The organism is Paenibacillus sp. FSL R5-0345 (genome assembly GCF_000758585.1).
GTDB lineage: Bacteria > Bacillota > Bacilli > Paenibacillales > Paenibacillaceae > Paenibacillus_AQ.
Genome location: NZ_CP009281.1, coordinates 1,798,748 through 1,821,483, shown reverse-complemented (window position 1 = coordinate 1,821,483; position 22,736 = coordinate 1,798,748). Strand labels below are relative to the sequence as shown.

The window sequence follows — 22,736 nt, the reverse complement described above, 5'->3', positions numbered from 1 at the left end:
TTTTTTAAATCATCTTATGCAGGGAGAAGATGACCGTGGCCGGATTTTTCAATATCAAAGTAACACGCAAGCTAATCTTTATTTTCGCTGCGATCTCCATTCTGTTGGTTGGGATTAGTGTGGCTTCTTTACTCTATCTAAATCAGACCATTAACAGAATGTCAGATTCTTTATATGACGATGTATTTGAGAACTCTGAGCTCATCCTGAGCGCTGATCGTGATCTGTATCAGGCCGCAATCGCTCTCCACTCCGCAATGAGCTCGAACCTCACTGAAGCTGAACGTGATCAGTTTATTCAGGAATTTAAGGACAATAATCAGCAAGCAGAGGAACGGGTAAGTCTAGCAAGTTCAGACATTAAATCAATCAACAAACCCTACAGTGATTTGAAGCAGGCCAATATACTCACTGAATTAGAGAAAGAGCTCCATACCTTCGAAACATCCCTACTCCTATGGAAGAGTACAGGGAGTAAATTGATAGCTGAACGGATGCAGATCGGATGGGATCCTGCTTCATATCATGCTGTTAATCTGAACGTACAGTTAAATGAAGTTAGAAGTCATCTAGATCAATCAGAAGACCTGATAAACACCTATGCCTTGCAAGTAACAAATGGGTTCCAAGATAAAAAGAGCGCGCTCTTTGCGCTATATTCACTCGTCTTTTTCATACTGCTTCTGGTTATTATTTATCTGGGCCGCAAAATCATTTGGCTCAAGAATGAAATGCTGGAGGAACAAACACTCTATCAGCTAATCGGCGAAACGATGTCTGATTTCATTATATTGACCGATCCTAACGGGTTAATTCTGTATAGCTCCCCTTCTCACTCAAGTATTCTCGGCTATGTCCCTAAAAAGGGTGCTCCACTATCCAACTACATTCGTGAACCGGAGATCGCCTGGGCTAAACTAAAGAGTGTCGTTCAGGGAACCCCCCGTATCTCAGAGCTACGAATGCGTGGATCTGAAGGACAATGGGTATGGTTGGAAACGAAGGTGTCACCTGTTCGAGGAAGTAATTCTTTCCCAGCACAATTTATGTTAGTCTCCCGTGAAATTACACAACGGAAGCAATATGAAGAACGATTACATAAGCTAGCCTTCTATGATCATTTAACCGCGATTCCCAACCGGGCTCATTTTAAAATGTACATGGAGAATCTCATCAACCAACCGGAAGAACGGAGAAAGAATATTGCACTCGCACTGTTGGATTGTGACAGATTCAAGCAGCTAAACGATACCTTAGGACATCTGGCTGGAGACGAATTTCTCCAACTGCTCTCTCGAGAGCTTCTGCAGACCGTCAAAGGTGTGGGTCAGGCATTTCGGATTGGCGGTGATGAATTTGCGGTGGTACTGCACCGATTTACCTCTCCAGAAATGTTAGATGAAATGCTACAACGTTTGCTTAAGCTGTTCAACAAATCTTGGTCTATTGATAATGGATCAAGCTTCCATACCTCTGCTAGTATTGGTGTAGCTCTATTTCCTGAACACGGAAGCAGTATAAATGAACTTCTGCGCGCCGCCGATCTAGCGATGTACCTTTCCAAAGAACGTGGAGGAAATGAAGCTAATCTCTACTACGAGCTTTTGGATGTAGGTTTATCTAACCAGACCATCGGAAAACCATAAGAACAACAAAAAAAGCTGCTTCGGAGTAACACTAACCCCGGAGCAGCTCTTTTCTTCTTTTAACTGGTTAACTGCAGATGATCATCTGAAATCCCATCATTCTCTTGTTCACGATCTATAACCATGACCTTGATAAGGTCTCCATTCTCAGAACAATCAATGAATCGGTCGCCATCTCCATCTTTTTCTTCCCAGTCATTAAGCCGTAATATATACCCGATAGAATTGGTATCAGGCAATACCTCAATTCGTGCAACTGCACGTCCGTCCTCCATATACCGAAAATCGCATTGTCCATCCTGAATTCCTGTATCCCAAACCCAAAGATTCCAGCCCTTATAATCTCCATCTGGTCGTTCATAGTGTACTTCGATGATTTTGGACCGCGGTGCAGGCTCACCACATTCATCATAGAGCACCATCATCGATAAGCCCTCAATTTCTACCTCGCTACCTGCAATCTTTCGGAATGCTTCTGTCCCCGCTTGGGTATGATCTACTACCACATTCCAGCCGTTAGTAGCTTCAGGAAGAGACAGCCTTATTCGATCGTTATTGGCATTAAAAATGACTGCTATATTGTTCCAGAGGTCGCCTCCTGCATGATTACTGAGCAGGTACGACACTATACCATTATCACAGCGCATAAATTCCAGTGAACGCTCAATTTCCTGCCGCCCATGTAGACGAAATGCCGGATGTGTACGCCGCAGTTCGATCAAGCCTTTATAATATTGAAATACAGGCTTAAACACACTTTTCATATTCCAGCGAATCGCGTTAATCGTATCACCACTGCGGTAACTATTATGATCTCCAAATTTACTACGCAACAGCTCATCACCAGCGTGCAGAAATGGAATACCTTGTGATGTCAGGATGATTCCGTTAGCAAGCAGGGAACGGCGTACGGTTTCATTGCTAAGAATATTATCAAGATCTACATTAGAGTAAGGATTAGCCCGTGAAACGGCATCCTGAAATCCCCCTTGAACGGTAAGCACTTTATCCCACAAATTCAAATTGTCATGGGCGGTTACATAGTTCACAGATTCCACAGGGGAGTCCGTAAATTCGTGGATAGCTCCTTTAATTCCTGATGCAATAGCCCCTTCTTTACCGTATTCTCCTGTAATAAAGCCCCGTCCCCATCCATCGCTATCTCCTTTGATTGCCGAACGAAAGTTATCGTTGAAGACGGCATATCCTTTCCCCCGCTGCACACCTTTGAGCGTCTTTGTTGCCAGCGGAGAATCTCCTCCTGTCCAAGGTTCTCCATATAACAGCAAATTAGGATTCACCTCAAGTCGAAGCTCTTCCGTTATTTCACGCATGGTCACACTATCCATCAGACCCATAAGATCAAATCTGAAGCCATCAATATGATACTCAGAAGCCCAGTAAAACAACGAATCCTTAATATATTTGCGTACCATCGGGCGCTCTGTCGCTAGCTCGTTACCAACTCCCGAGCCATTAGATAAACGTCCCAAGTAATCACGGCGATAGAAATAATCTGGCACAAGCGGCTCGAAGGGCCCCTTCTCCACAGCGTACGTATGATTGTAAACTACATCCATAATCACCGAAATTCCACGGCTATGCAAAGCCTGAACCATTTCTTTGAATTCGCGAATTCGTAGCTCTGGATCGGTAGGATCTGTGCTATATGATCCTTCCGGTACGTTATAATGCTGAGGATCATAACCCCAATTGTAGTCAGTCTGTTCAATGGACGTACCGCGCTTCACTACACTTAACTCATCCACTGTCTGGAAATCGAACACAGGCATCAGATGTACATGGGTGATACCCAATTCAACCAGATGATCAATACCTATTGCATTTCCTTCCAAATCCTTTAATCCAAATTCGGTAAATGATTTGAATTTACCCTTATAGTACATCCCAGAGCTCTCATGTGAGGAGAAGTCACGCACATGCAGCTCGTAAATAACCGCATCAGCAGGATGTTGCAGCGGAGGAGCAACGTCCTGCTCCCAATGCTCAGGATTGGTCTCCCGTAAATCAACGATTGCTGTTCTTAAACCATTTGCCGATACGGCTGTTGCATAAGGATCTACTGCTTCCGTCACATTCCCATCAGCATATACAGCACGGTACATATAATATTTCCCTTTTAGATCACCTGATAACTTAGTCTGCCAGACTCCGCCGTTCTGGCGCTGCATATATATAATCCGCCCACTATCTGTAGAGCTCAGATCAAATTCAATGTTAAGTTGATTTCCATCCGTTTCGTATAACACAAGAGACACAGCAAAAGCAGTAGGTGCCCAGACTTTAAATAGACTGTACTCCACCGAGTACGTTAAACCCAGGTCTCTGCCTTCATAGACTTCTAACATTAATTCTGTATTTATAACATTTTTACTCATGAGTTAACACCATCCTATGGCTCCCTACCTAACTTGAGGGATGCTTATAAGTCCAAATATTTCCAATTGTGATCATAATAATACTTGCACAGCTCTGCAAGTCGAATAAGGAGTATGAACTTTCTATGGATCCATACTATTATATGTAAGACATATTTACAGGTTTGGGTTCCTTACCGACTTTATACTCATCACTATTACTATCGGCATAGACATCTGTGCAATAAAGCAAATAATTAGCGAATTTAGTTATTCTTAATTGAGTATAACGCTCATGTATGAACAGAAGCCAATGTAAGCGCATGAACTAAGATCAAACCACGAATCCTTGTGTGCTGATACCAAAAAAATAGCAATTAAACACAAAAAAACCGACCTCCAAAACATTGGAAGTCGGTAATAGTAGTTGGAGCGCTATAAAACGCTTAAACGGAGTAATGCATATGGAAATAATTAATTAGTGATGCTTTGAACAAGTGCAGCTACTTCTTCAGCAGTGCCAAGTTGCAGTGCTTTTGCAGCCAGTTCCTTCATGTCGGCAGCCGACAATTTAGAAATTTGACTACGTGCTGGCAGAATTGACGTTGCACTCATACTGAATTCATCAAGGCCAAGACCTAGTAGAAGTGGAATCGCTGTTGCGTCCCCAGCCATTTCACCGCACATTCCTGTCCACTTACCTTCTGCATGCGCTGCATCAATTACATTCTTGACCAAACGCAGGATGGCAGGATTGTATGGCTGATACAGGTAAGACACCCGTTCATTCATACGGTCAGCAGCCATTGTATATTGAATAAGATCATTCGTACCAATACTGAAGAAATCAACTTCCTTCGCAAACTGGTCTGCCAATACAGCAGTAGAAGGAATCTCAACCATTATGCCGAGCTGAATGTTGTCAGATACTTCCTTGCCTTCTTCACGAAGCTTTGCTTTCTCTTCAAGTAGAAGATCGCGGGCTGCACGGAATTCACCAAGTGTTGCGATCATAGGGAACATAATGCGAAGATCCCCATGAACACTCGCTCTTAGTAAAGCACGCAGCTGCGTACGGAAAATATCTTGACGATCCAGACAAAGACGAATCGCACGGAATCCTAAGAAAGGGTTCATTTCCTTTGGAAGATCCAGATACGGAAGCTCTTTATCACCACCGATATCCAGTGTACGTACAACTACCGGTTTGCCTTTCATATTCTCAAGCACAGTACGGTAGGCGTTGTATTGGATTTCCTCGGAAGGCAGCTTATCACGGCCCATGTATAGGAACTCAGTACGATACAAGCCTACACCTTCGCCACCATTCTCAAGTACACCATTGACATCGTTTGGTGTACCGATATTAGCCGCCAGCTCCACGTGCTTACCGTCTGCAGAAATCGTTGGTTTATCACGAAGTTTCTTCCACTCTGCAATTTGCAAGTCGTAAGCTTCCTGCTTGCGAACATATTCAGCCACTTCTGCTTCACTAGGATTAATTAGAACGTCTCCGTTCAGACCATCGACAATCACTAGATCCCCAGAATTCACTTCAGTCATGACATTCTTAGTTCCAACCACCGCTGGAATTTCTAAAGAACGTGCCATAATTGCTGAGTGGGACGTACGTCCACCAATGTTTGTTGTGAAGCCTTTAACATACTTGCGATTTAGCTGTGCTGTGTCAGAAGGCGTCAAATCCTCAGCGATAACAATTACCTCTTCACTGATTTCTGCAGGACTAACATAATGAATACCCAGCAAGTGGTTCAGCAGGCGTTTGGTCACATCACGCATGTCAGCAGCACGTTCCTGTAAGTAAGCACTCTTCATGTTCTCGAACATTTCAATGAATTGTGTAGCTACTTCGTTTAGTGCATAGTCCGCGTTAACCGATTCCTGACGAATTTTATCAATTACAGGATTAATTAGCTCAGGATCCTCAAGAATCAGCAGATGGGATGCAAAGATCTCCGCTTTTTTCTCTCCTAATTCCGCTAAAGTACGCTCTTTAATGGTTTGCAGTTCAGCACTCGATTTAGCAAGTGCGTCATTCAACTTGGCGACTTCTGCCTCAGGATCACTGACACTAGTCTTCGTAATTGTATAATCCGGATGTTTCAGGATAAAAGCACGGGCTACTGCAATCCCTGCTGAAGCCGCGATTCCTGAAATTTTATTCATGGATTTCCCCTAGCCCTTCTTTGATCATTACATCAGAAAGTGCGCTCAGAGCTTCAGCTTCTTCGCTGCCTTCAGTAATCAGAGACAAAGTGTCTCCAGCTTCCAGACCCAATGACAATACGCCAAGGATAGATTTCAATGTAACTTTTTTACCTTTTGCTTCTGCATAAGCTTCTGTACCTTTGAATTTCGTTGCTGTATTTACCAAGGCAGTTGCCGGACGTGCGTGAATTCCATCTTCATCAATAATTCTGAATGTTGTTTGCATAATATTATCCAACTCGCTTTCTTTTAATAGAATATTTTAATTTATAGTGAAAGCTTCGCTCCCTTTAAGATTTAAAGGAAGCGTCAGCCCTTGCACTTTTACTGAATGGTAATAATATCTTTATCACCAATTGACACCTTGCCTGGCTTCTTCAAGGTTACGGAAGATCCCTCTGGCAAATTAGAGAAAATAACAGGAGACATTACAGATGGCGCATGTGCTTTTACATATTCTAAATCCACTTCCATGATCGGCTGTCCAGCAGCTACAAGGTCGCCCTCTTCAACTAGAACTGTAAAGCCTTGACCTTTAAGCTTAACTGTATTAACCCCTATATGAACGAGCACTTCCTTGCCTCCATCGGACATAATGCCGATAGCATGCTTGCTCGGGAACACATTAAACACTTTACCGTAGACTGGCGAAGCAATCTTTCCATCATCAGATAGGAAAGCAAAACCATCACCCGTCATTTTTTGGGAGAATACCGCATCTGGAACCTCAGTGATATCCACCAGTTCACCATTTACCGGAGAGACGATATCTTCTTTGATAATCGCTTCACCTGCTTCACCTGCCTGCTGTTCTTCCTCAGGCTCTGGCTTAGCCGCTGCTGGTGTTGCTGCAGGTGTCTTCCCGCTAATTACATCTTGAATCTGCGATTTTATGGTATCGGAACGTGTACCGAAGATCGCTTGAATGTTATTACCCACCTCGAGTACACCTGATGCACCTAACTTCTTCAGACGAGTCTTATCCACGCCTGATTTATCTTTAACCTCCACACGAAGGCGGGTAATACAAGCATCCAGATGAGCGATATTCTCTTTACCACCCAACGCAGACAAGATGTTTCGTGGTAAATCATCACCCGTTTTAGAAACTGCTTCTGTGTTTGTATCTTCGACTTCACCCGTATCCTCTTCACGACCCGGAGTCATCAAGTTGAACTTCCGAATAACAAAGCGGAATCCGAAGTAGTAAATTACGGCAAGAGCAAGACCTACTGGAATTACGAGCCACCAAGCCGTGCGGTTCGGGATTATACCAAATAGCACGTAATCGATAAAGCCACCCGAGAAAGTCATACCAATCTTGACATTAAGGATATGCATGGTCATAAAGGACAAACCAGCAAAAACAGCATGTACTGCGAACAACAGTGGAGCCACGAACAAGAACGAGAATTCAAGCGGCTCAGTAATCCCTGTCAGGAATGAAGTTAATGCTGCGGAAAGCATCAAGCCACCGACAAGTTTTTTGTTATGAGGTTTAGCTTCATGATAGATAGCCAGAGCAGCTGCTGGAAGACCAAACATCATGAATGGATACTTACCTGTTGTAAATGTTCCTGCTGTGAATTCTACGCCATCACGAAGCTGCTGCATGAAGATCCGTTGGTCACCACGTACCAATTCTCCTGCTTTATCAACGTAGGTACCAAATTCATACCAGAACGGAGAATAGAAGATGTGATGCAGACCAAAAGGAATGAGCGAGCGTTCGATCGTACCGAAGATAAACGCAGCGAGCGTTTTATTCGTATCAATCATACTTTGGGATACATAGTTCAGACCGTGTTGAATTGGCGGCCAAACTAAGGTCAATGCCAGACCAAGAAGCAAAGACGTTACCGCAGTCATGATCGGAACGAAACGTTTACCTGCGAAGAAACCCAGGTAGGATGGAAGTTCGATTTTGAAGAATCGTTTGTACATGGACGATGCCAATATACCGACGAGTATACCTCCAAATACCCCCGTTTGCAGTGTTGGAATTCCTAAGACGCTAGCATAGGAAAAATCACCTTGGCTCAGGACATAATCATTGACGCCAATTACAGTACCCATCGTAACATTCATTACGAGGAAACCGATAATAGCGGCTAGACCAGCAACACCCTCACCACCGGATAAACCGATGGCAACACCCACGGCAAATAGTAAGGATAAATTATCAAATACAATTTGCCCTGAGTTCATCAATACGTTCGCTATTGCCTGAACTACATCGTTCTCAAGAGCCGGAACGTATTGTAGAAAATCGGGGTTTACCAGCATGTTTCCTATTCCAAGGAGCAGACCGGCTGCTGGCAGTATGGCTACCGGGAGCATTAGCGCTTTACCGACTCTTTGTAAAACGCCGAAAAGCTTTTTGAACATCATGGTCACTTCCTTTCATTATTCACATTTTCAGTAAAAACAGATGCCAAAAAAGGCATGAGCAACACAGTATAAAGGTTGTTATCTAACGCTAAGGTTAGATTACCCCAAGATGGGGACTAGCAACCAAAATACTGTAAATCACTCATGCCTGATCGAATCAGTTACACGCTTGGTATTCTGTTTTAATTAGGACACGGATATTGTAGCACCGTTTTTTTGAAGTGACAAGCTTTTTTTTAATATTAGAAAGTATAAATTTCACACTATACATTATCCATATTTTTCTCGCTTAAACGCTTTCCGGCCTTATGAGGAGGCCAAAGACGTTTATGCTTATCAAGCTTTACCTTTCGTCTCCATATCCATTTCATCCTCTTTCTTCTGAGCAAGACGTTGCAGGTGAACTGTCAAATAGCTGACCTCTGCTGGATACACAGGAATTCGCACTCGGTTCTCGATAACCTTAGTTAATTGCCAAGCCAAGGTATACATTTCGGGATATTCCCGTTTCATTAGACCATCCAGCGTAGAAGTCTCCCTTACCGATTCTCCACGGCGCAGTCTTTCAAGAACAAATCGTAAATGAGTCACCAATCGCGAATAATCAAGTGAATCACGAGGAATTCGATATTCGAGGTTATTCTCTACGATTCCAATCAAATCCGCAATCAAAAGCGAATGTTGTCTAACCTCAGAAATTTGTCTATTACTCAACGCGCTAACGATATGAAGTGCCACAAAGCCCACCTCATCTACGGGTAATTCCACACCCATACCTTCATTAATTCGCTCAATCGCATACTCTGCCATCTTGTACTCTTCAGGATAAATTTCCTTAGTCTCATACAGAAATGGGTTATGAATAGGGATATTTTGTTCATAACGCCGTATAGCAAATGAGATATGATCGGTGAGTGCAATATGAACATGTTCATTAAGCGGTTGACTACTGCAATTCATAATATATAACAAAATTTCATGTACAATCTCAATCAACTTCTCATCCACTTGGGGAAGAAGCTGTTTATATTGTTCCTGCTCTTCCTGGCTACGGAGAATAAACATCTTCTCCACAGAGGATAGATTAATCTGATCATGCAATTTTCGATTAAACCCTATCCCTTTGCCAATCACAACAACCTCGGAATATTGGGGATGGTCCGCAATGATAACGTTGTTATTTAACACCTTTGCTACAGTTATGCTACTCATATTTGCCACCTCTTTTATTTCTAAACACCTGACTTCCAAGCAGCAAACGCAACATGAAACGGTACGATTAAAAAAACTCTTGTTACCATCATATCATCAACATTCCGATATTAGAAGGACACTCTGCGTTCTATTTTACCCGAAAGGTTCGGCTGGAGAACTTGTATACCAATGTCACGGCAATAACCATATAAGCTATCGTTCCCGTCAGAACAACTAGTGTAAAAATTGACGATGCTTTTGGAAATCCGATACAAGCCACACTTAGTCCCATGACAATGCTGTTGACGATAACAAAGAACGGATTCTTCATATTTAGCTCTGTGCTGTACGGTTGAAAAATATAATACATGAACAAGTGGTGCACCGAGAAGAACAAGGAAAGACAAAGAATCGTTACCCAAAAGATCACCGCATCCATCAAACCCCAATCTGCACCAGAGAGCAGAAACAGCAGCGTACATGCAGAACATATAGCGAAAGCAGGAATAAGATTAAGTCCACTCAACTTAATAAGACGTATTTTGAAATTGTCCAGAATTGCTGATTGTTCACGATAAAAACCATACCTTAATAAGCTTAGATCACAATTGTAAAACATCGCTTTGCATACACGCTCACCTATAGAGGTATAGTTCATTATAAATACAAAAAAAGGAAGTCCGCTTAGCAGATAGGTCGTAAACTTAGACGAAGTCTCTGGCGAAATGAGCATCATTAGGACAGCCACTAAAAAGAGCACACCAATGATGGTTAAACGTCTCTGGATGGGTTGAATTAACAAGCGTTTATGCCTGGAGAAAAAAATAGCATTCAGATAGGCGTAACCTGTTTTTCCTTGAAAAGCTTTACCCTTAAGCTCTTCCGACGAAAAGTCCTTCTCCTTGGTCTGGACTTCCGCCACCCTCGCCTCTCTCATCATCCGATTCATATCCAGCAGTGGATCATCTATCTTGGTGACAACATCTACAGCACTGCGATAGTTAGGATATTTCCCAATATACACAGCTGCAATTCCTCCAAGTACAACAATCACAAGACTCAATGGGACACTAAATCCTGCCGTATCATTTACAAAAGCATTTCCAAGATAAAGGGGCACATAGGCAAGTAAACCACCTAGTCCAATCACCGACCATACCCAACTCATCTTTTTAACTAACACAATTCCCTTTTTATCAAAAAACCAAAGGTTTAGAGCCTCGGTGACTATTCTCCAGGCCGTTAACAGTACTGTAAGCCATATGCCATGCCACAGCGGTGCGCCAAAAATCCCCGCAAAAACGGTTAAAGCTGGCACAAAATAAATAAAGAATGTTAGGCCTTTAAGTAATAGCGTAGCATGCATATACTGTTTAGCCGGAATCCTCATTAGCTTCACACATATATATTTATCCCGTTTGGGCTCTAATATAAATACATTCGAAACTCCAGCCACTATAAAGCTTAGAATGATAAAAATATGTAGGAACAATGCATACTGTTCGGCGAGCGGCATTTCTTTGTGTGTGAGAATGATTGGCAAATATATCACAATTCCCAAATAAGCGAACTTATTTAAAAATCCCCACAGTACCTTCAGTACAGCTACAATCCCAGCAAAGACTTCTTTTAGGGCAACATTGGAGTAGATATCATCTTTTAAAAGTTTACCAAGAACAGGTAGCTTTCTAAAATAGTAAATCAGCCGATTGGCTCCGGACGAGCCTCGAATCCTCTGGATGCTGCGAAGTGTCCTAATCATTGTTGCCATCCTGAAGTAAAGCTATAATCTGTTCCTCAAATTCTGGACTTTGTAGGGTCTCACGCGGAATTTCTTGAAGGGTTCCATGATTTAGAATAACCAACTCGTCACATAAATCGGCGGCCAATTGCAAAATATGCATAGAAAAAATAATGATGTGATCCTGCTTCATCTCGCGCAGCAACTTCTTGATCTCAAGAGCGACAACAACGTCAAAAGAAGTTAAAGGCTCATCTAGTAAAATCAAAGGCGGTCGAGTAATGATAAAGCAGAGCATTTGAATTTTATTCTTCATTCCGTGGGAATAGCCCTTAATCAGCCGGTGGCGATCTTCTTCCTCAAACTTAATAATGGAAAAATAATCTTCAATGCTTTTATTCGGATCGATCTTCTCACGGTTAATGTCCATATAAAACTTTACGAACTCATAACCTGTTAGAAACTCAGGTAAGATGGGGAGAGAAAATACATATCCGATGTCCTCGTCACGAAGCGGACGGGCATTATCCTTCTCACCGATAAAGGCAGCGCCGCTATCCATTTGAACCTCACCGCTCAGACAATTGAAAAGTGTGGTTTTGCCTGCTCCATTTCGTCCGAGCAGCCCGTATATCTTCCCTCTTTCAAAGGTAAAATCAGCACCTTTAATGACCTGTTTACCATCAAAGCTCTTTTGAATATCATCTAAAATCAACTGCACGTTCTCGCACCTCTCCCATTCAATAACTAAAAGACCTAAAAACATAGAGTAAGCCCGGCAGCAATCACCGAGCTTACCTTAAGTTAAATTATTCTATAATTATTGCTTACACTAGCCTTCAGGTTGCTCCGCCACAGAAGTTGAAGCTTTGCTCGCTCCCTCCGAGGCTGCTGGAGGTTGCAGAGAGGCCGCGGGTGCGACTGGAACTGCCTTGCTTCCAGCTGCCCCTGAGGATCTTGTCGTCAGCCCTTTGATCAGGGCCTCTACGTCAATCCCAGAGACGCTCTTCAGCATCTCAGGAGCCGTAGACATCAACTGAGTTACATAGTTACTGACACGTGCCGCACCTTCACCATTACCGGTATCTACAACAGTAAGCTTATCAATGGATGCCAGCGGCTTCGCAATTTGTCCAGCCAAATCTGGCAGCATTTTGACGATAATATCGAGCACGGCTGCTTCGCCGAATTTCTGGAAGGCTTCTGCCAGCTTCTCTTTTGCTTCTGCTTCCGCTAGACCGCGCAAGCGGATAACTTCGGCATCCGCAGTACCTTTTGCCAGCTCTGCATCCGCCATCGCTTGACCTTCAAGGCGCTTTTGCTCCGCTGTTGCTTTAGCCTGCGTCTCAATACTGTATTGCAACGCATCCGCTTCACGCATTCTCTTCGCCTTATCAGCTTCTGCCGCTTGCTCTACTGCGTAACGATCCGCTTCCGCTTTTTTCTTCACTTCTGCGTCGTACTGCTTCTCACGAACTTGAATTTCTTTCGCTTGCAGATCGATTTCACGTTCCTTACGCACCAGCTCAACCTTCATCTGCTCTTCGACAACGGTCTGCTTCGCACGTGCCTCTTGAATATGGTAAGCCTGGTCAGCTTCCGCCTTCGCAGTATCCTGATCCCGCTTAAACGCTGCCACCTTAAGCTGGTTATCCTTGGAGGCTTCAGCGATATTCGTATCCCGCAGCAGCTCTGCTTTTTGCCCTTGCTCCTCAGCGTTCGCCTTTTGAATTCTCGCATCACGCACAGCTTCTGCTTCAGCGATCTCTGCGTCCCGCTTCACCGCAGCAATCCGCGGCTTACCTAACGCTTCTAAGTATCCATGTTTGTCTCGCACATCTTTGATGGTGAAGGAGACAATTTGCAGACCCATTTTCTTAAGATCGCGTGCCGCCACACCTTGAACCTCTTGCGCAAAACGATCACGGTTACGGTATACTTCCTCGACAGTCATGGAGCCGAGTATTGCACGTAAATGCCCCTCAAGTACCTCTTGAGCTTCACTCTTCAGCGCCTCAATCGGTTTCCCCATGAACTGCTCAGCGGCTGTTGCCACGTCTTCAGTGGAACTGCCCACCTTGATAATCGCAACCCCGTCAGCAATTACCGGTACACCTTGCTCGGTGTATACTTCTGGGGTCGTCACATCGAGTTTATGAGAAAGAAGTGACATAAATTCAGCCTTTTGAAAGACTGGGAGGATAAACGCCCCGCCTCCGCGCACAATCTTTATTTTACGTCCAGACCCATCGTCAGAAATATGATTGCTCCCTAAAAACGAACCGGTTACGATCATCCCTTCATCTGGTCCTACCGTTTTGTAACGTGCCCAGAATGCGATCCCTAGCACAAACAGAACAGCGACGACAACAGCAGGAATTAACAAATACTCAGGAATACCGAACATTAAAGATCCACTCCTCTTCTCTTCTCGAATTCTGATACCAACGCAACGCCTTCTCTAACTTCCACTACAACAACTTTAATCCCTGCCGGAAGCAACTCATGATCAAAGCTTGCTGCCGTATGCAGGCTATTGCCGGCTCCAAACTTTACCATAATCTCACCATAACCCGTGGCGGGAACAGGAACTGTGATTTCCCCGATCTTGCCAGGCAGATCACTCATAGAGAACCCATTGGACATCTCACTTTTTTCCATAGGCTTAACAACCCCTAGATACATTAGTACTCCCAAAAAAGCGGCGGTTAACAAAGACAAAGCAATGATCGCCCCAGTTTCCAGAGCACTGTACCGGGAAAGAAGAAGGCCCGCTCCGCCGAACACGGTAATTCCTCCTGCCAGCACGGTGGGATTCAGAAAATCAACAGATACGAAATCAAAGACCCCATGTAAGGCATCTCCGATCACATCGCCCACCAGGACGCTGACTATGGCAAATATGACGCCTAGCGCCAAGCAGCCTAAATACAGCGTTTCCATACTTACTTCCTCCTGTCTTCAATCAGGACTGTCATATTACATTAAACGTACAAAGTAGGTCCTTGGTTTCACAAACTTTGGATATTATCCCAAAAAAGTTCCATTCTGAGGATAAGCTTGCTCACATATGCACTTTTTTATTACATAGGAAGACGTTCCAAAAGACGATTAAATGGCTGCGGAAGCAGTCCTTTTTGCTGGAAACTCACATGATATTTAACGGACGAGGTCCAGATAAAGTATAGTATGAGAAGCTAGTCACATTAGACCCCTAAACGCAAAGAAGCGATTCATCCATTACAGGAGAATCGCTTCCTTGATTTTCAATTACGTCTTCTAGAATAAAGACAGATAATCTCTTTCGTTGAAGAAATTACTTACAGAGCCATTTTATAAATTTCTACTACATCTTCACGATCAAGCTTACGGAAGTTACCAAACGGTCCGAAACGAACAGCTTTGTCAGCCATACTGCCGATCTCGCTGTCATCAATATCGTAATCAGCGAGTGTCTTCGGCGCACCAATGGAATCCCAGAAGCTACGCAGAGCTTCAATACCCTCCAGCCCAATTTCCTTATCCGTCTTGCCAGCTGGATCAACACCAAACACATTTACAGCAAGCTTGCGGAAACGAGCAGGATTCGTATCCAGGTTATACTTCATCCATTGTGGGAACAGAATGGCCAATCCTCCACCATGTGGAATGTCATATACGGCTGAAACTGCGTGCTCGATGTTGTGAGTCGCCCAATCTCCAGCAAACCCCATGCTAACCATACCATTAAGCGCCATAGTACCGCAGTACATGATCGTCTCACGCAGTTCGTAATTATTCAAATCTTCAATTAGCTTCGGTGCGGTTTCGATCACCGTACGTAGCAAAGTCTCACAGAAGCCGTCTTGTACCGGTGTGTTGCCATCAGTATGGAAATAGTGCTCCAGAACATGAGACATGATATCTACCATGCCGTAGACCGTCTGATCACGTGGCAGAGTGAAGGTGTTCTCTGGGTCAAGAATCGAAAATGCTGGAAATGCATGAATACTGCCCCAGCCCATTTTTTCCTTGGTCACTTCGTTGGTGATTACAGAGCCGCTATTCATTTCTGATCCTGTAGCTGCCATCGTCAGCACTGTACCGAGTGGGAGAGCGTCTTGAGCAGCTGCCTTACGTTCAACAAAGTCCCACATGTCACCATCATATTTCGCCCCAACAGCAACTGCTTTAGCGCAGTCCAACACGCTACCGCCGCCTACAGCGAGGATGAGGTCGATCTTATGCTCGTGACACAGCTCTACACCTTTATGTACGGTGGAAAGGCGTGGATTCGGCTCTACGCCTGAGAGTTCAGTTACAACAGCATCAATTGCACTCAGCTCAGCTATTACCTTATCGTACAGACCGCTACGTTTGATACTACCGCCACCGTACATCAACAATACATTCTTGCCGTACTTAGGAACCTCAGTCTTCAACGCTTCCAGTGTACCCTGTCCAAAAATCAGCTTGGTAGGATTATAAAAATCAAAATTACGCATATGTGTAAACCTCCATTAGTTATTTCAGAATGTTTTGCTCACTCGTATTATAAACCTCTGAATAGCCGCATTCAAATGGAGCAGCTTCAATACCATCAAAAAAGGGATGTCCTTAAGCCTACAGGCTTAAGGACATCCCCTTTCCAAACTTTATATCGCGCCGAAGCTCTTCACGAAACGACGGAAAGCAGCTTGCCCTTCCGGAGTCCGTTTATAGACACCCGCGTGTTCAAGAATATGTGTAAACTTGATGCCGACTTCGTTCTGCACAATCTTGACGGCTTCTTCATGCTGTAATGCCGTTCCGAAACGCTCTACTAGCTCCTGAACCCAAGTAGCATGCTGCGCAAGTGGATGACTAGGATCGTTCTTCACCGCTTCTAATCGTGCTTGATCTCCTGCAAGAATGCTCGCAATAGAATCGAGCTCTTCCTTCAGACGACCTGGCAGAATTGCGAGTCCCATAACCTCAATCAAGCCGATATTTTCTTTCTTGATGTGGTGCATCTCCCGATGGGGATGGAAAATCCCCTCAGGATATTGCTCGTTAGTCCGGTTGTTACGCAGCACGAGATCCATCTCGAAGCCGCCATCTTCTGCCCGACGAACGATAGGAGTAACGGTATTATGAGGCTGCACTTCACCATCAACTTCGGTGAACGCCAACACTTCTGCTTCAGGATCACTATACGTCTTCCAAGCTTCATAAAGTGCATTGCCACACTCCAGCAATACCGCTGGATCGCCACCATTCAAACGTAATACGGACATAGGCCATTTTACTATATTAATGCTGACACCCGGATAAGAAGCATGCGTGAACGTATCTTCCTTAGGTGCTTTCTGAATAGGGAAGGTGTGACGTCCACCCTGAAAGTGGTCATGCGTCAGAATCGATCCACCAACAATCGGCAAGTCTGCATTCGAGCCAATAAAATAGTGCGGGAAAGATTCCACGAAGCTGAGCAGACGCTTCAAGGTATCCTTGGTAAGTTTCATTGGTACATGATCATGATGGAATACAATACAGTGCTCGTTGTAGTAAACATAAGGCGAGTATTGAAAGAGCCATTTCTCATTATTCAGCTGAAGCGGAATGACACGCAGGTTCTGGCGCGGCGGATGGTTAACCCGTCCAGCATACCCAACATTCTCACGGCACAGCAGACATTTTGGATAGACCGGCGGCGGGAGCAGTCGGGCCATAGCAATTTCCTTCGGACTTTTCTCAGGCTTGGACAAATTGATTGTCATCTCGATGTCACCATAAGGCGAATCTTGCAGCCAGTAGACGTTCTTGGAAATCCGGTCCATCCGGATATAGTTGGAATCTATGCTTAATTTATAAAAGCGATCTGTAGCCGCGGAGATGCCTTTTTCAGCAGCTAAACGATTGAACTCCGCATTTACGTCTGATGGACGGGCCATTAGGAGCCCCATAATCTTAGCATCCAGCAAGTCACGGTAAGTGTCGCTATTCTCTGGAATCAACCCGATTTCAAAACCATAATCAATCAGTGCATCCAGTGGAACCTGTGGACCTGTAAGTGGACTTTGATCGACCTCGCCAACGAACGGCTCACTAAATCCGAACTGATCTAGCAGCACATTACGGCTAAAATCTTCATCGGATGGTGCAATGAGCTGCTCGCGGAGTGCGAACAGAACAAGTTGCTCAATCGCATATAATGCTTTCTGGCCAGCAGGCGTAACCTTATTCTCGTTGTGCATTTTTAATTCTCCTTAAGTAGGATCGTAAGCTCAATTCGAGCTAAATCCCTTATTCTCCGTATCCTTGCGGATTGGCAGAATGCCAGTTCCAGGCGCTTTGAATGATATTTTCCAAGTCAGCATGCTGAGGGTTCCATCCAAGGATAGAGCGCGCTTTGTCGGAGGAGGCTACCAGCACTGCCGGATCTCCAGCACGTCGTTCTTGAATAACTACAGGGATTTCCAGTCCTGTAACCTTCTTCGCTGTTTCAATAACCTGTTTCACCGAGAAGCCAAGTCCATTCCCCAAGTTGAAAATATTACTGTTGCTTCCGCTGCGAAGATAGGTTACTGCACGAACATGGGCATCAGCCAGATCACTCACATGAATGTAATCGCGCACGCAAGTACCGTCTTCTGTAGGGTAGTCGTCTCCGAACACGGCGATGCTCTCCCGTTGCTTCAAAGCGGTTTGCAATACCAGCGGAACCAAATGACTTTCCGGACGGTGGTCTTCACCGATTTTGCCACTAGCATGTGCACCTGCAGCATTAAAGTAACGAAGCGCTACATATTTGATACCCAGTACTTTATCAAACCAAGCCATCATGCGTTCCATGGTCAGCTTCGTTTCGCCGTATACGTTAGCTGGCTCGGTACGGTCAGTTTCTTCAATCGGCACTTTTTCCGGTTCGCCATAGGTTGCCGCTGTGGACGAGAATACGATTTTGTTCACGCCAGCTTTTTGCATAGCTTCCAAAAGACATTGTGTGCCGTATACGTTGTTGTCATAATACTTAACGGGGTCCTTCATGCTCTCACCAACCAAAGAGCTCGCCGCGAAATGAATGACTGCCTCAATCTCGTTCTCAGCAAACAGCTTACTCAGCAGCTCCTTATCACGCAGATCGCCTTCGTACAGCTTGCCACCCAATAGCGCCTCACGATGCCCTGTCAGCAAGTTGTCGATGACTACCACTTCTTCGCCGCGATCCAACAGCTCCGCTACAGTATGAGATCCGATATAACCTGCTCCACCTGTTACTAAAATCGCCATTTGATTACACTCCCTTCAATTCTTGGACACCATTACCGATGCCGCAAACGTAGAACTCACCAACCAAACCAGATCTTGTGGTATACGCCTCGCCTACTTCACGAATAAAACGTTCTACATCATCTTCATGTACCAAGGATACAGTACAACCACCGAAACCTGCGCCAGTCATACGGGAACCGAGTGTACCCGGAATACGCTGTGCTTCTTCAACCATAATATCTAGCTCTTCACAGCTAACTTCATACAAGTCGCGCAAGGAAGCATGTGAGTCATTCATGAACTGACCAAACTGCTTCAGGTCATTGTTCTTTAATACTTCAACAGAATCTAGTACACGTTGATTCTCTTCCACAACATGGCGAGCGCGGCGTCTAACAACTTCATCCGTGATTTTATCTTGATGTGCTTCGAATTGTTCACGGTTGAGCTGTGCCAGATAAGCTAGTGAAGGCACTTCTTTTTGCAAAATAGACAAGGCCTCATCACACTGCTGACGACGCTCATTATACTTGGAATCTACAAGTCCTCTGCGTTTGTTCGTGTTGCCGATAACCAGTTTGTAAGCACCTGTGATGAAAGGTACCAGATTATATTCAAGCGTATCGCACATTAACAGGATTGCATGATCTCGTTTGCCATTAGCAACTGCGAACTGATCCATAATTCCGGAGTTTACACCTACGTACTGGTTCTCAGCACGCTGAGACAAGAGTGCAATCTCAACGGTATCCGTGTCGCCGCCTTCAAGCGTCAGGAAAGCATAAGCAGTCACGACTTCAAGAGAAGCCGATGAGGACAAGCCTGCGCCATTCGGAATATCACCATGGAACAGCAGATCGTAACCTTTAGATACTGGAGTGTTTTTCTTCTCCAATTCAACCATTACTCCAACCGGATAGTCGATCCATTCTCCCGTTTTGGCCTTGCCAATTTCACTATAATCAATAGATGCTTCATAAGGAAAATTAGTAGATGCAAAATTCACTTTGCTGTCACTGCGTGGGCGAACAATCAAAGTTGTACCGAATTCCAAAGCTGCGGGTAGCACGTATCCACCGTTGTAATCCAAGTGCTCTCCAATGAGATTGACACGTCCTGGTGCATAAAATACTTGAGCCTCTTGCTCGCTTACCCCGTATTTTTCGATGAATTTCTTATTAAGTTCCTGTGTGCTCATTAATGCCACTCCATCCTTTCGCTGCTTCAGCCAGTGGGAATTAGTAAAGCGTTCTTTATGTATTCATTATAATGTAATCAGTGATCCTCTGATAATGCAATCATGTGTGTAATGTATGGATAAATGTGACTTCCCATAATATAATAATTACACAGAGAAATGATACACCCTAAACTATAAGCCATAAAATGACAATAACACAAGAAAGGCTGTCCCATATGGAGCATACTTATTCCGTAGGATCCAATCCCGTGTATTACGATAAACAAAATCTCCATGTATTGTTTGCCGGTCAAAGTCAGACGATTCCTATGCATCAAGCTGGCCCTAAGATTTACGATTATTATTTACTTCACTTTATAGAGTCAGGCTCAGGTATTTTCCGTACTGAACATCATCAATATACACTAGGACAAGGTGACTGCTTCCTTATTCATCCAGGGCAGCTGGTCAGTTATGTTTCGGATAAAGAACAGCCCTGGTGCTATCGCTGGGCAGCCTTTACTGGGAGCGAGGCTGACGACCTTGTGCTGCAGACTGGCTTTACACCTCAAAAACCTGTGTTGACTACAACGGGTGACAGCGTCATCCCAGGTGCCCTTTCCAGTATCATGCAAGCCTTCAAAGCAAACAAAGAAAGTGCCCACCTAACTTCTCTGGGATATCTTTATCTCATTGTAGGTGAAGCTGCAGATTTGCTCTCTTCTTTCTCCCGTCTTCCCGGAGCTGAATCGCAGGTTAAGCGTACTGTGAAGCAAATGATCCACTACATGGCCTCCCAATACGCTCATCCAGTATCTATTGAACAAATGTGTGATACCCTTGGCTATAACCGGGCCTATCTCTCCCGTGTGTTCAAGCAAGAAACCGGTTTGTCTCCGGTAACATACTTGCTGAAGCTGCGTATTGAGAAGTCTAGACAACTGCTCCGTGAGCGACCAGAACTGTCTGTCGAACAGGTTGCCGCTTCCGTTGGACTCACTGACGCCCTATACTTCTCGCGTCAATTTAAACGCTTTTGCGCCCAGTCACCCACTGCCTACCGCCTCACAACGACCAGACATGTAAAGAAGCCAGATCTTTAAGAGGCTTTTCACTTTTAAAAATTCACTTCTACAACAACAGCCCGGTTCCTTAGCTTAAGGAACCGGGCTGTTTCTCTATTACTATTCCTTCTCTAACCAATTAGATCCTTTACACTGCCGAGTACCTTCCCAATCCGATCTGTAATCAGAAGATCAGCTCGATCATCATAGGGGGTCGGGTCGCCATTCAGCAGCACCGTACGTTTCCCCCTGAAATAAGTAACCAGACTAGCCGCAGGCTGGACCGTAAGAGAGGTGCCACCAATCATAAGCATATCTGCAGCTGCTATCGCTTCAACGGAATTCACCAGCACCGAGTGATCTAATTCTTCTTCATATAACACAACATCCGGCTTAATAATGCCACCACATTCAGGACAGCGAGGGACGATCTCATTGGAACTTAGGAGCTGCTCCAACCCGTAATAACGTGAGCAGTCCATGCAATGGTTACGATGAATGGAACCATGCAGCTCAAGTACCTTTTGGCTGCCTGCCAGCTGGTGCAAACCATCAATATTTTGCGTAATAACAGCCTTAAGCTTGCCCTGACGTTCCAATTCTGCAAGCAGCTGATGAGCACCATTCGGACGAGCGTCGGGATGAATCATTTTACTACGGTAAAAATCAAAAAAAATGTCCGGTGAGGACATAAAAAAAGTTCGGCTCAGCATCACTTCAGGCGGATAAGGTGAATTGTGCTGAGTCTGGTATAATCCCGCTGCCGAGCGGAAATCCGGGATTCCACTCTCTGTTGATGTACCTGCCCCTCCGAAAAAAACGATATTGTCACAGTCTTTAATCCAAGAAGCAAGTGTCTGCAATTGATCCATATGTTGTAGCACATCCTTTCCATTAGTATGCTGATCAGTAGGTGATCCTTAGCTCATTATAGCTAGAAATAATCACATCTGCGTCGATCAAGTGATTTCCATCACCCATGTTGGCGATTCCAACAGCGAACCGCAAGCCTGCACCCTTACCCAATTGCATATCTGCATTACTGTCACCAATAATAATCGTCACTTCAGGAGACAGCCCCAGCTCCCGGCAGGCTAATTCAGCCATTTCAGGTGCGGGTTTTCCGTTTAATACTCTGTCTCTTGTAACTACCGAATCGAAATAATGCGCAATACCAAGCCAATCCAGATGCTCCTGAGTGGTCTTTGCACCATCTGAGGTAACCACACCTAGCTTCAGCGATGCAGCCGCGCAGTGTTCCAGAAAAGAATGAAGACCTTCTAGCGGCTGTGCCGTGCGGCGTCTGCGCAATTCATACATTGCGTCCTTCGCTATGCTCTTTACACGGGTCAACGCTTCATTCCAAGGCACGCCCGCAGCATATAGCTGCCAGGCAAGCACTCCATAACTTTCTTCCTCTGTAGCCATGGTGAGCGGCCCTGCAGGATCATAACCAATCAACTTACCTGCAGCATCATGCTGAGTACCAAGCACTTTACTTCGATCCACAATAAAATCAGTTCCCATAACCGTAAGCTGGTTTTCTATTCCACGAAGAACAAGCTCGGCCCAATTCCCCCATGTGGCTAACAAATCCAATAGCGTACCATCTTTGTCGAACAATATTCCTGAACAGGGAATGCAGTCATCGTTAATGTGTAATAATGGCATAATCCTCAC

General features: G+C 44.6%; 17 protein-coding genes. 2 read left to right on the top strand and 15 right to left on the bottom strand.

The annotated features are described in order from the left end of the window. Positions 1 to 35: 35 nt before the first annotated feature. Entirely contained in the window at positions 36 to 1,646 is a 1,611-nt protein-coding gene (locus tag R50345_RS30190) for a diguanylate cyclase domain-containing protein (RefSeq protein WP_052414520.1), read from the top strand. 59 nt (positions 1,647 to 1,705) lie between these two features. Here R50345_RS30190 and pulA read toward each other — a convergent pair whose 3' ends face one another. The 13 genes from pulA to R50345_RS07945 all read right to left on the bottom strand — a co-directional run bounded on the left by pulA (position 1,706) and on the right by R50345_RS07945 (position 20,010). Beyond that, positions 1,706 to 4,045 (bottom strand): type I pullulanase, encoded by a 2,340-nt coding sequence (pulA, locus tag R50345_RS08005; protein ID WP_042125547.1) that lies wholly within the window; start codon positions 4,043 to 4,045, stop codon positions 1,706 to 1,708. Positions 4,046 to 4,498: 453 nt separating this feature from the next. Further along, on the bottom strand, positions 4,499 to 6,211 hold the full coding sequence (gene ptsP, locus R50345_RS08000; RefSeq protein WP_042125545.1) for a phosphoenolpyruvate--protein phosphotransferase: 1,713 nt from the start codon (positions 6,209 to 6,211) through the stop codon (positions 4,499 to 4,501). Beyond that, on the bottom strand, positions 6,204 to 6,479 hold the full coding sequence (locus R50345_RS07995) for an HPr family phosphocarrier protein (protein WP_042131974.1): 276 nt from the start codon (positions 6,477 to 6,479) through the stop codon (positions 6,204 to 6,206). Before R50345_RS07995 ends, ptsP begins: the two co-directional genes overlap by 8 nt. Before the next feature lie 98 nt (positions 6,480 to 6,577). Continuing rightward, positions 6,578 to 8,641, bottom strand: a complete 2,064-nt coding sequence (ptsG, locus tag R50345_RS07990; RefSeq protein ID WP_042125544.1) for a glucose-specific PTS transporter subunit IIBC — start codon at positions 8,639 to 8,641, stop codon at positions 6,578 to 6,580. A 339-nt stretch (positions 8,642 to 8,980) separates the two neighbouring features. Next, positions 8,981 to 9,856, bottom strand: a complete 876-nt coding sequence (glcT, locus tag R50345_RS07985; RefSeq protein ID WP_042125542.1) for a glucose PTS transporter transcription antiterminator GlcT — start codon at positions 9,854 to 9,856, stop codon at positions 8,981 to 8,983. Positions 9,857 to 9,986: 130 nt separating this feature from the next. Next, a complete protein-coding gene (locus tag R50345_RS07980) occupies positions 9,987 to 11,600 on the bottom strand; it encodes a hypothetical protein (protein WP_042125540.1) in 1,614 nt (537 codons plus the stop codon). After that, positions 11,593 to 12,300, bottom strand: coding sequence for an ABC transporter ATP-binding protein (locus R50345_RS07975; protein ID WP_042125538.1), 708 nt, complete (start codon positions 12,298 to 12,300; stop codon positions 11,593 to 11,595). The genes R50345_RS07980 and R50345_RS07975 overlap by 8 nt, the downstream gene beginning before the upstream one ends. 111 nt (positions 12,301 to 12,411) lie before the next feature. After that, the gene (locus R50345_RS07970) at positions 12,412 to 13,986 is read right to left on the bottom strand and encodes a flotillin lipid rafts scaffold protein FloT (protein WP_375105284.1); all 1,575 of its coding nucleotides are present in this window, start codon (positions 13,984 to 13,986) and stop codon (positions 12,412 to 12,414) included. Beyond that, on the bottom strand, positions 13,986 to 14,522 hold the full coding sequence (locus tag R50345_RS07965; protein WP_042125536.1) for an NfeD family membrane protein: 537 nt from the start codon (positions 14,520 to 14,522) through the stop codon (positions 13,986 to 13,988). Before R50345_RS07965 ends, R50345_RS07970 begins: the two co-directional genes overlap by 1 nt. Positions 14,523 to 14,899: 377 nt before the next feature. Then, complete coding sequence (locus R50345_RS07960; protein ID WP_042125534.1) at positions 14,900 to 16,063, bottom strand: iron-containing alcohol dehydrogenase; 1,164 nt, start codon at positions 16,061 to 16,063, stop codon at positions 14,900 to 14,902. A 150-nt stretch (positions 16,064 to 16,213) separates the two neighbouring features. Continuing rightward, positions 16,214 to 17,794: a UDP-glucose--hexose-1-phosphate uridylyltransferase gene (locus tag R50345_RS07955; protein ID WP_042125532.1), complete on the bottom strand. Its 1,581-nt coding sequence runs from the start codon at positions 17,792 to 17,794 to the stop codon at positions 16,214 to 16,216. Between the two features lie 49 nt (positions 17,795 to 17,843). After that, on the bottom strand, positions 17,844 to 18,830 hold the full coding sequence (galE, locus tag R50345_RS07950) for a UDP-glucose 4-epimerase GalE (RefSeq protein ID WP_042125530.1): 987 nt from the start codon (positions 18,828 to 18,830) through the stop codon (positions 17,844 to 17,846). A gap of 4 nt (positions 18,831 to 18,834) precedes the next feature. After that, positions 18,835 to 20,010 carry a galactokinase gene (locus R50345_RS07945; protein ID WP_042125528.1) on the bottom strand — a complete coding sequence of 392 codons (1,176 nt, stop codon included), beginning with the start codon at positions 20,008 to 20,010 and terminating at the stop codon, positions 18,835 to 18,837. A 188-nt stretch (positions 20,011 to 20,198) separates the two neighbouring features. Between R50345_RS07945 and R50345_RS07940 the strand changes: the two genes are divergently transcribed. After that, the gene (locus R50345_RS07940) at positions 20,199 to 21,095 is read left to right on the top strand and encodes an AraC family transcriptional regulator (RefSeq protein ID WP_231574082.1); all 897 of its coding nucleotides are present in this window, start codon (positions 20,199 to 20,201) and stop codon (positions 21,093 to 21,095) included. 92 nt (positions 21,096 to 21,187) lie between these two features. Here R50345_RS07940 and R50345_RS07935 read toward each other — a convergent pair whose 3' ends face one another. Both R50345_RS07935 and R50345_RS07930 read right to left on the bottom strand, forming a co-directional pair. Beyond that, complete coding sequence (locus R50345_RS07935; RefSeq protein ID WP_042125524.1) at positions 21,188 to 21,928, bottom strand: NAD-dependent protein deacylase; 741 nt, start codon at positions 21,926 to 21,928, stop codon at positions 21,188 to 21,190. Between the two features lie 34 nt (positions 21,929 to 21,962). Further along, a complete protein-coding gene (locus tag R50345_RS07930; protein WP_042125522.1) occupies positions 21,963 to 22,727 on the bottom strand; it encodes an HAD family hydrolase in 765 nt (254 codons plus the stop codon). Positions 22,728 to 22,736 lie beyond the last annotated feature (9 nt).

Excerpts from the sequence above, each read along its gene's own strand:
- pulA (WP_042125547.1), bottom strand. The coding sequence starts at position 4,045 with ATGAGTAAAAATGTTATAAATACAGAATTAATGTTAGAAGTCTATGAA.
- ptsP (WP_042125545.1), bottom strand. The coding sequence starts at position 6,211 with ATGAATAAAATTTCAGGAATCGCGGCTTCAGCAGGGATTGCAGTAGCC.
- R50345_RS07995 (WP_042131974.1), bottom strand. The coding sequence starts at position 6,479 with ATGCAAACAACATTCAGAATTATTGATGAAGATGGAATTCACGCACGT.
- ptsG (WP_042125544.1), bottom strand. The coding sequence starts at position 8,641 with ATGTTCAAAAAGCTTTTCGGCGTTTTACAAAGAGTCGGTAAAGCGCTA.
- glcT (WP_042125542.1), bottom strand. The coding sequence starts at position 9,856 with ATGAGTAGCATAACTGTAGCAAAGGTGTTAAATAACAACGTTATCATT.
- R50345_RS07980 (WP_042125540.1), bottom strand. The coding sequence starts at position 11,600 with ATGATTAGGACACTTCGCAGCATCCAGAGGATTCGAGGCTCGTCCGGA.
- R50345_RS07970 (WP_375105284.1), bottom strand. The coding sequence starts at position 13,986 with ATGTTCGGTATTCCTGAGTATTTGTTAATTCCTGCTGTTGTCGTCGCT.
- R50345_RS07965 (WP_042125536.1), bottom strand. The coding sequence starts at position 14,522 with ATGGAAACGCTGTATTTAGGCTGCTTGGCGCTAGGCGTCATATTTGCC.
- R50345_RS07960 (WP_042125534.1), bottom strand. The coding sequence starts at position 16,063 with ATGCGTAATTTTGATTTTTATAATCCTACCAAGCTGATTTTTGGACAG.
- R50345_RS07955 (WP_042125532.1), bottom strand. The coding sequence starts at position 17,794 with ATGCACAACGAGAATAAGGTTACGCCTGCTGGCCAGAAAGCATTATAT.
- galE (WP_042125530.1), bottom strand. The coding sequence starts at position 18,830 with ATGGCGATTTTAGTAACAGGTGGAGCAGGTTATATCGGATCTCATACT.
- R50345_RS07945 (WP_042125528.1), bottom strand. The coding sequence starts at position 20,010 with ATGAGCACACAGGAACTTAATAAGAAATTCATCGAAAAATACGGGGTA.
- R50345_RS07940 (WP_231574082.1), top strand. The coding sequence starts at position 20,199 with ATGACAATAACACAAGAAAGGCTGTCCCATATGGAGCATACTTATTCC.
- R50345_RS07935 (WP_042125524.1), bottom strand. The coding sequence starts at position 21,928 with ATGGATCAATTGCAGACACTTGCTTCTTGGATTAAAGACTGTGACAAT.
- R50345_RS07930 (WP_042125522.1), bottom strand. The coding sequence starts at position 22,727 with ATGCCATTATTACACATTAACGATGACTGCATTCCCTGTTCAGGAATA.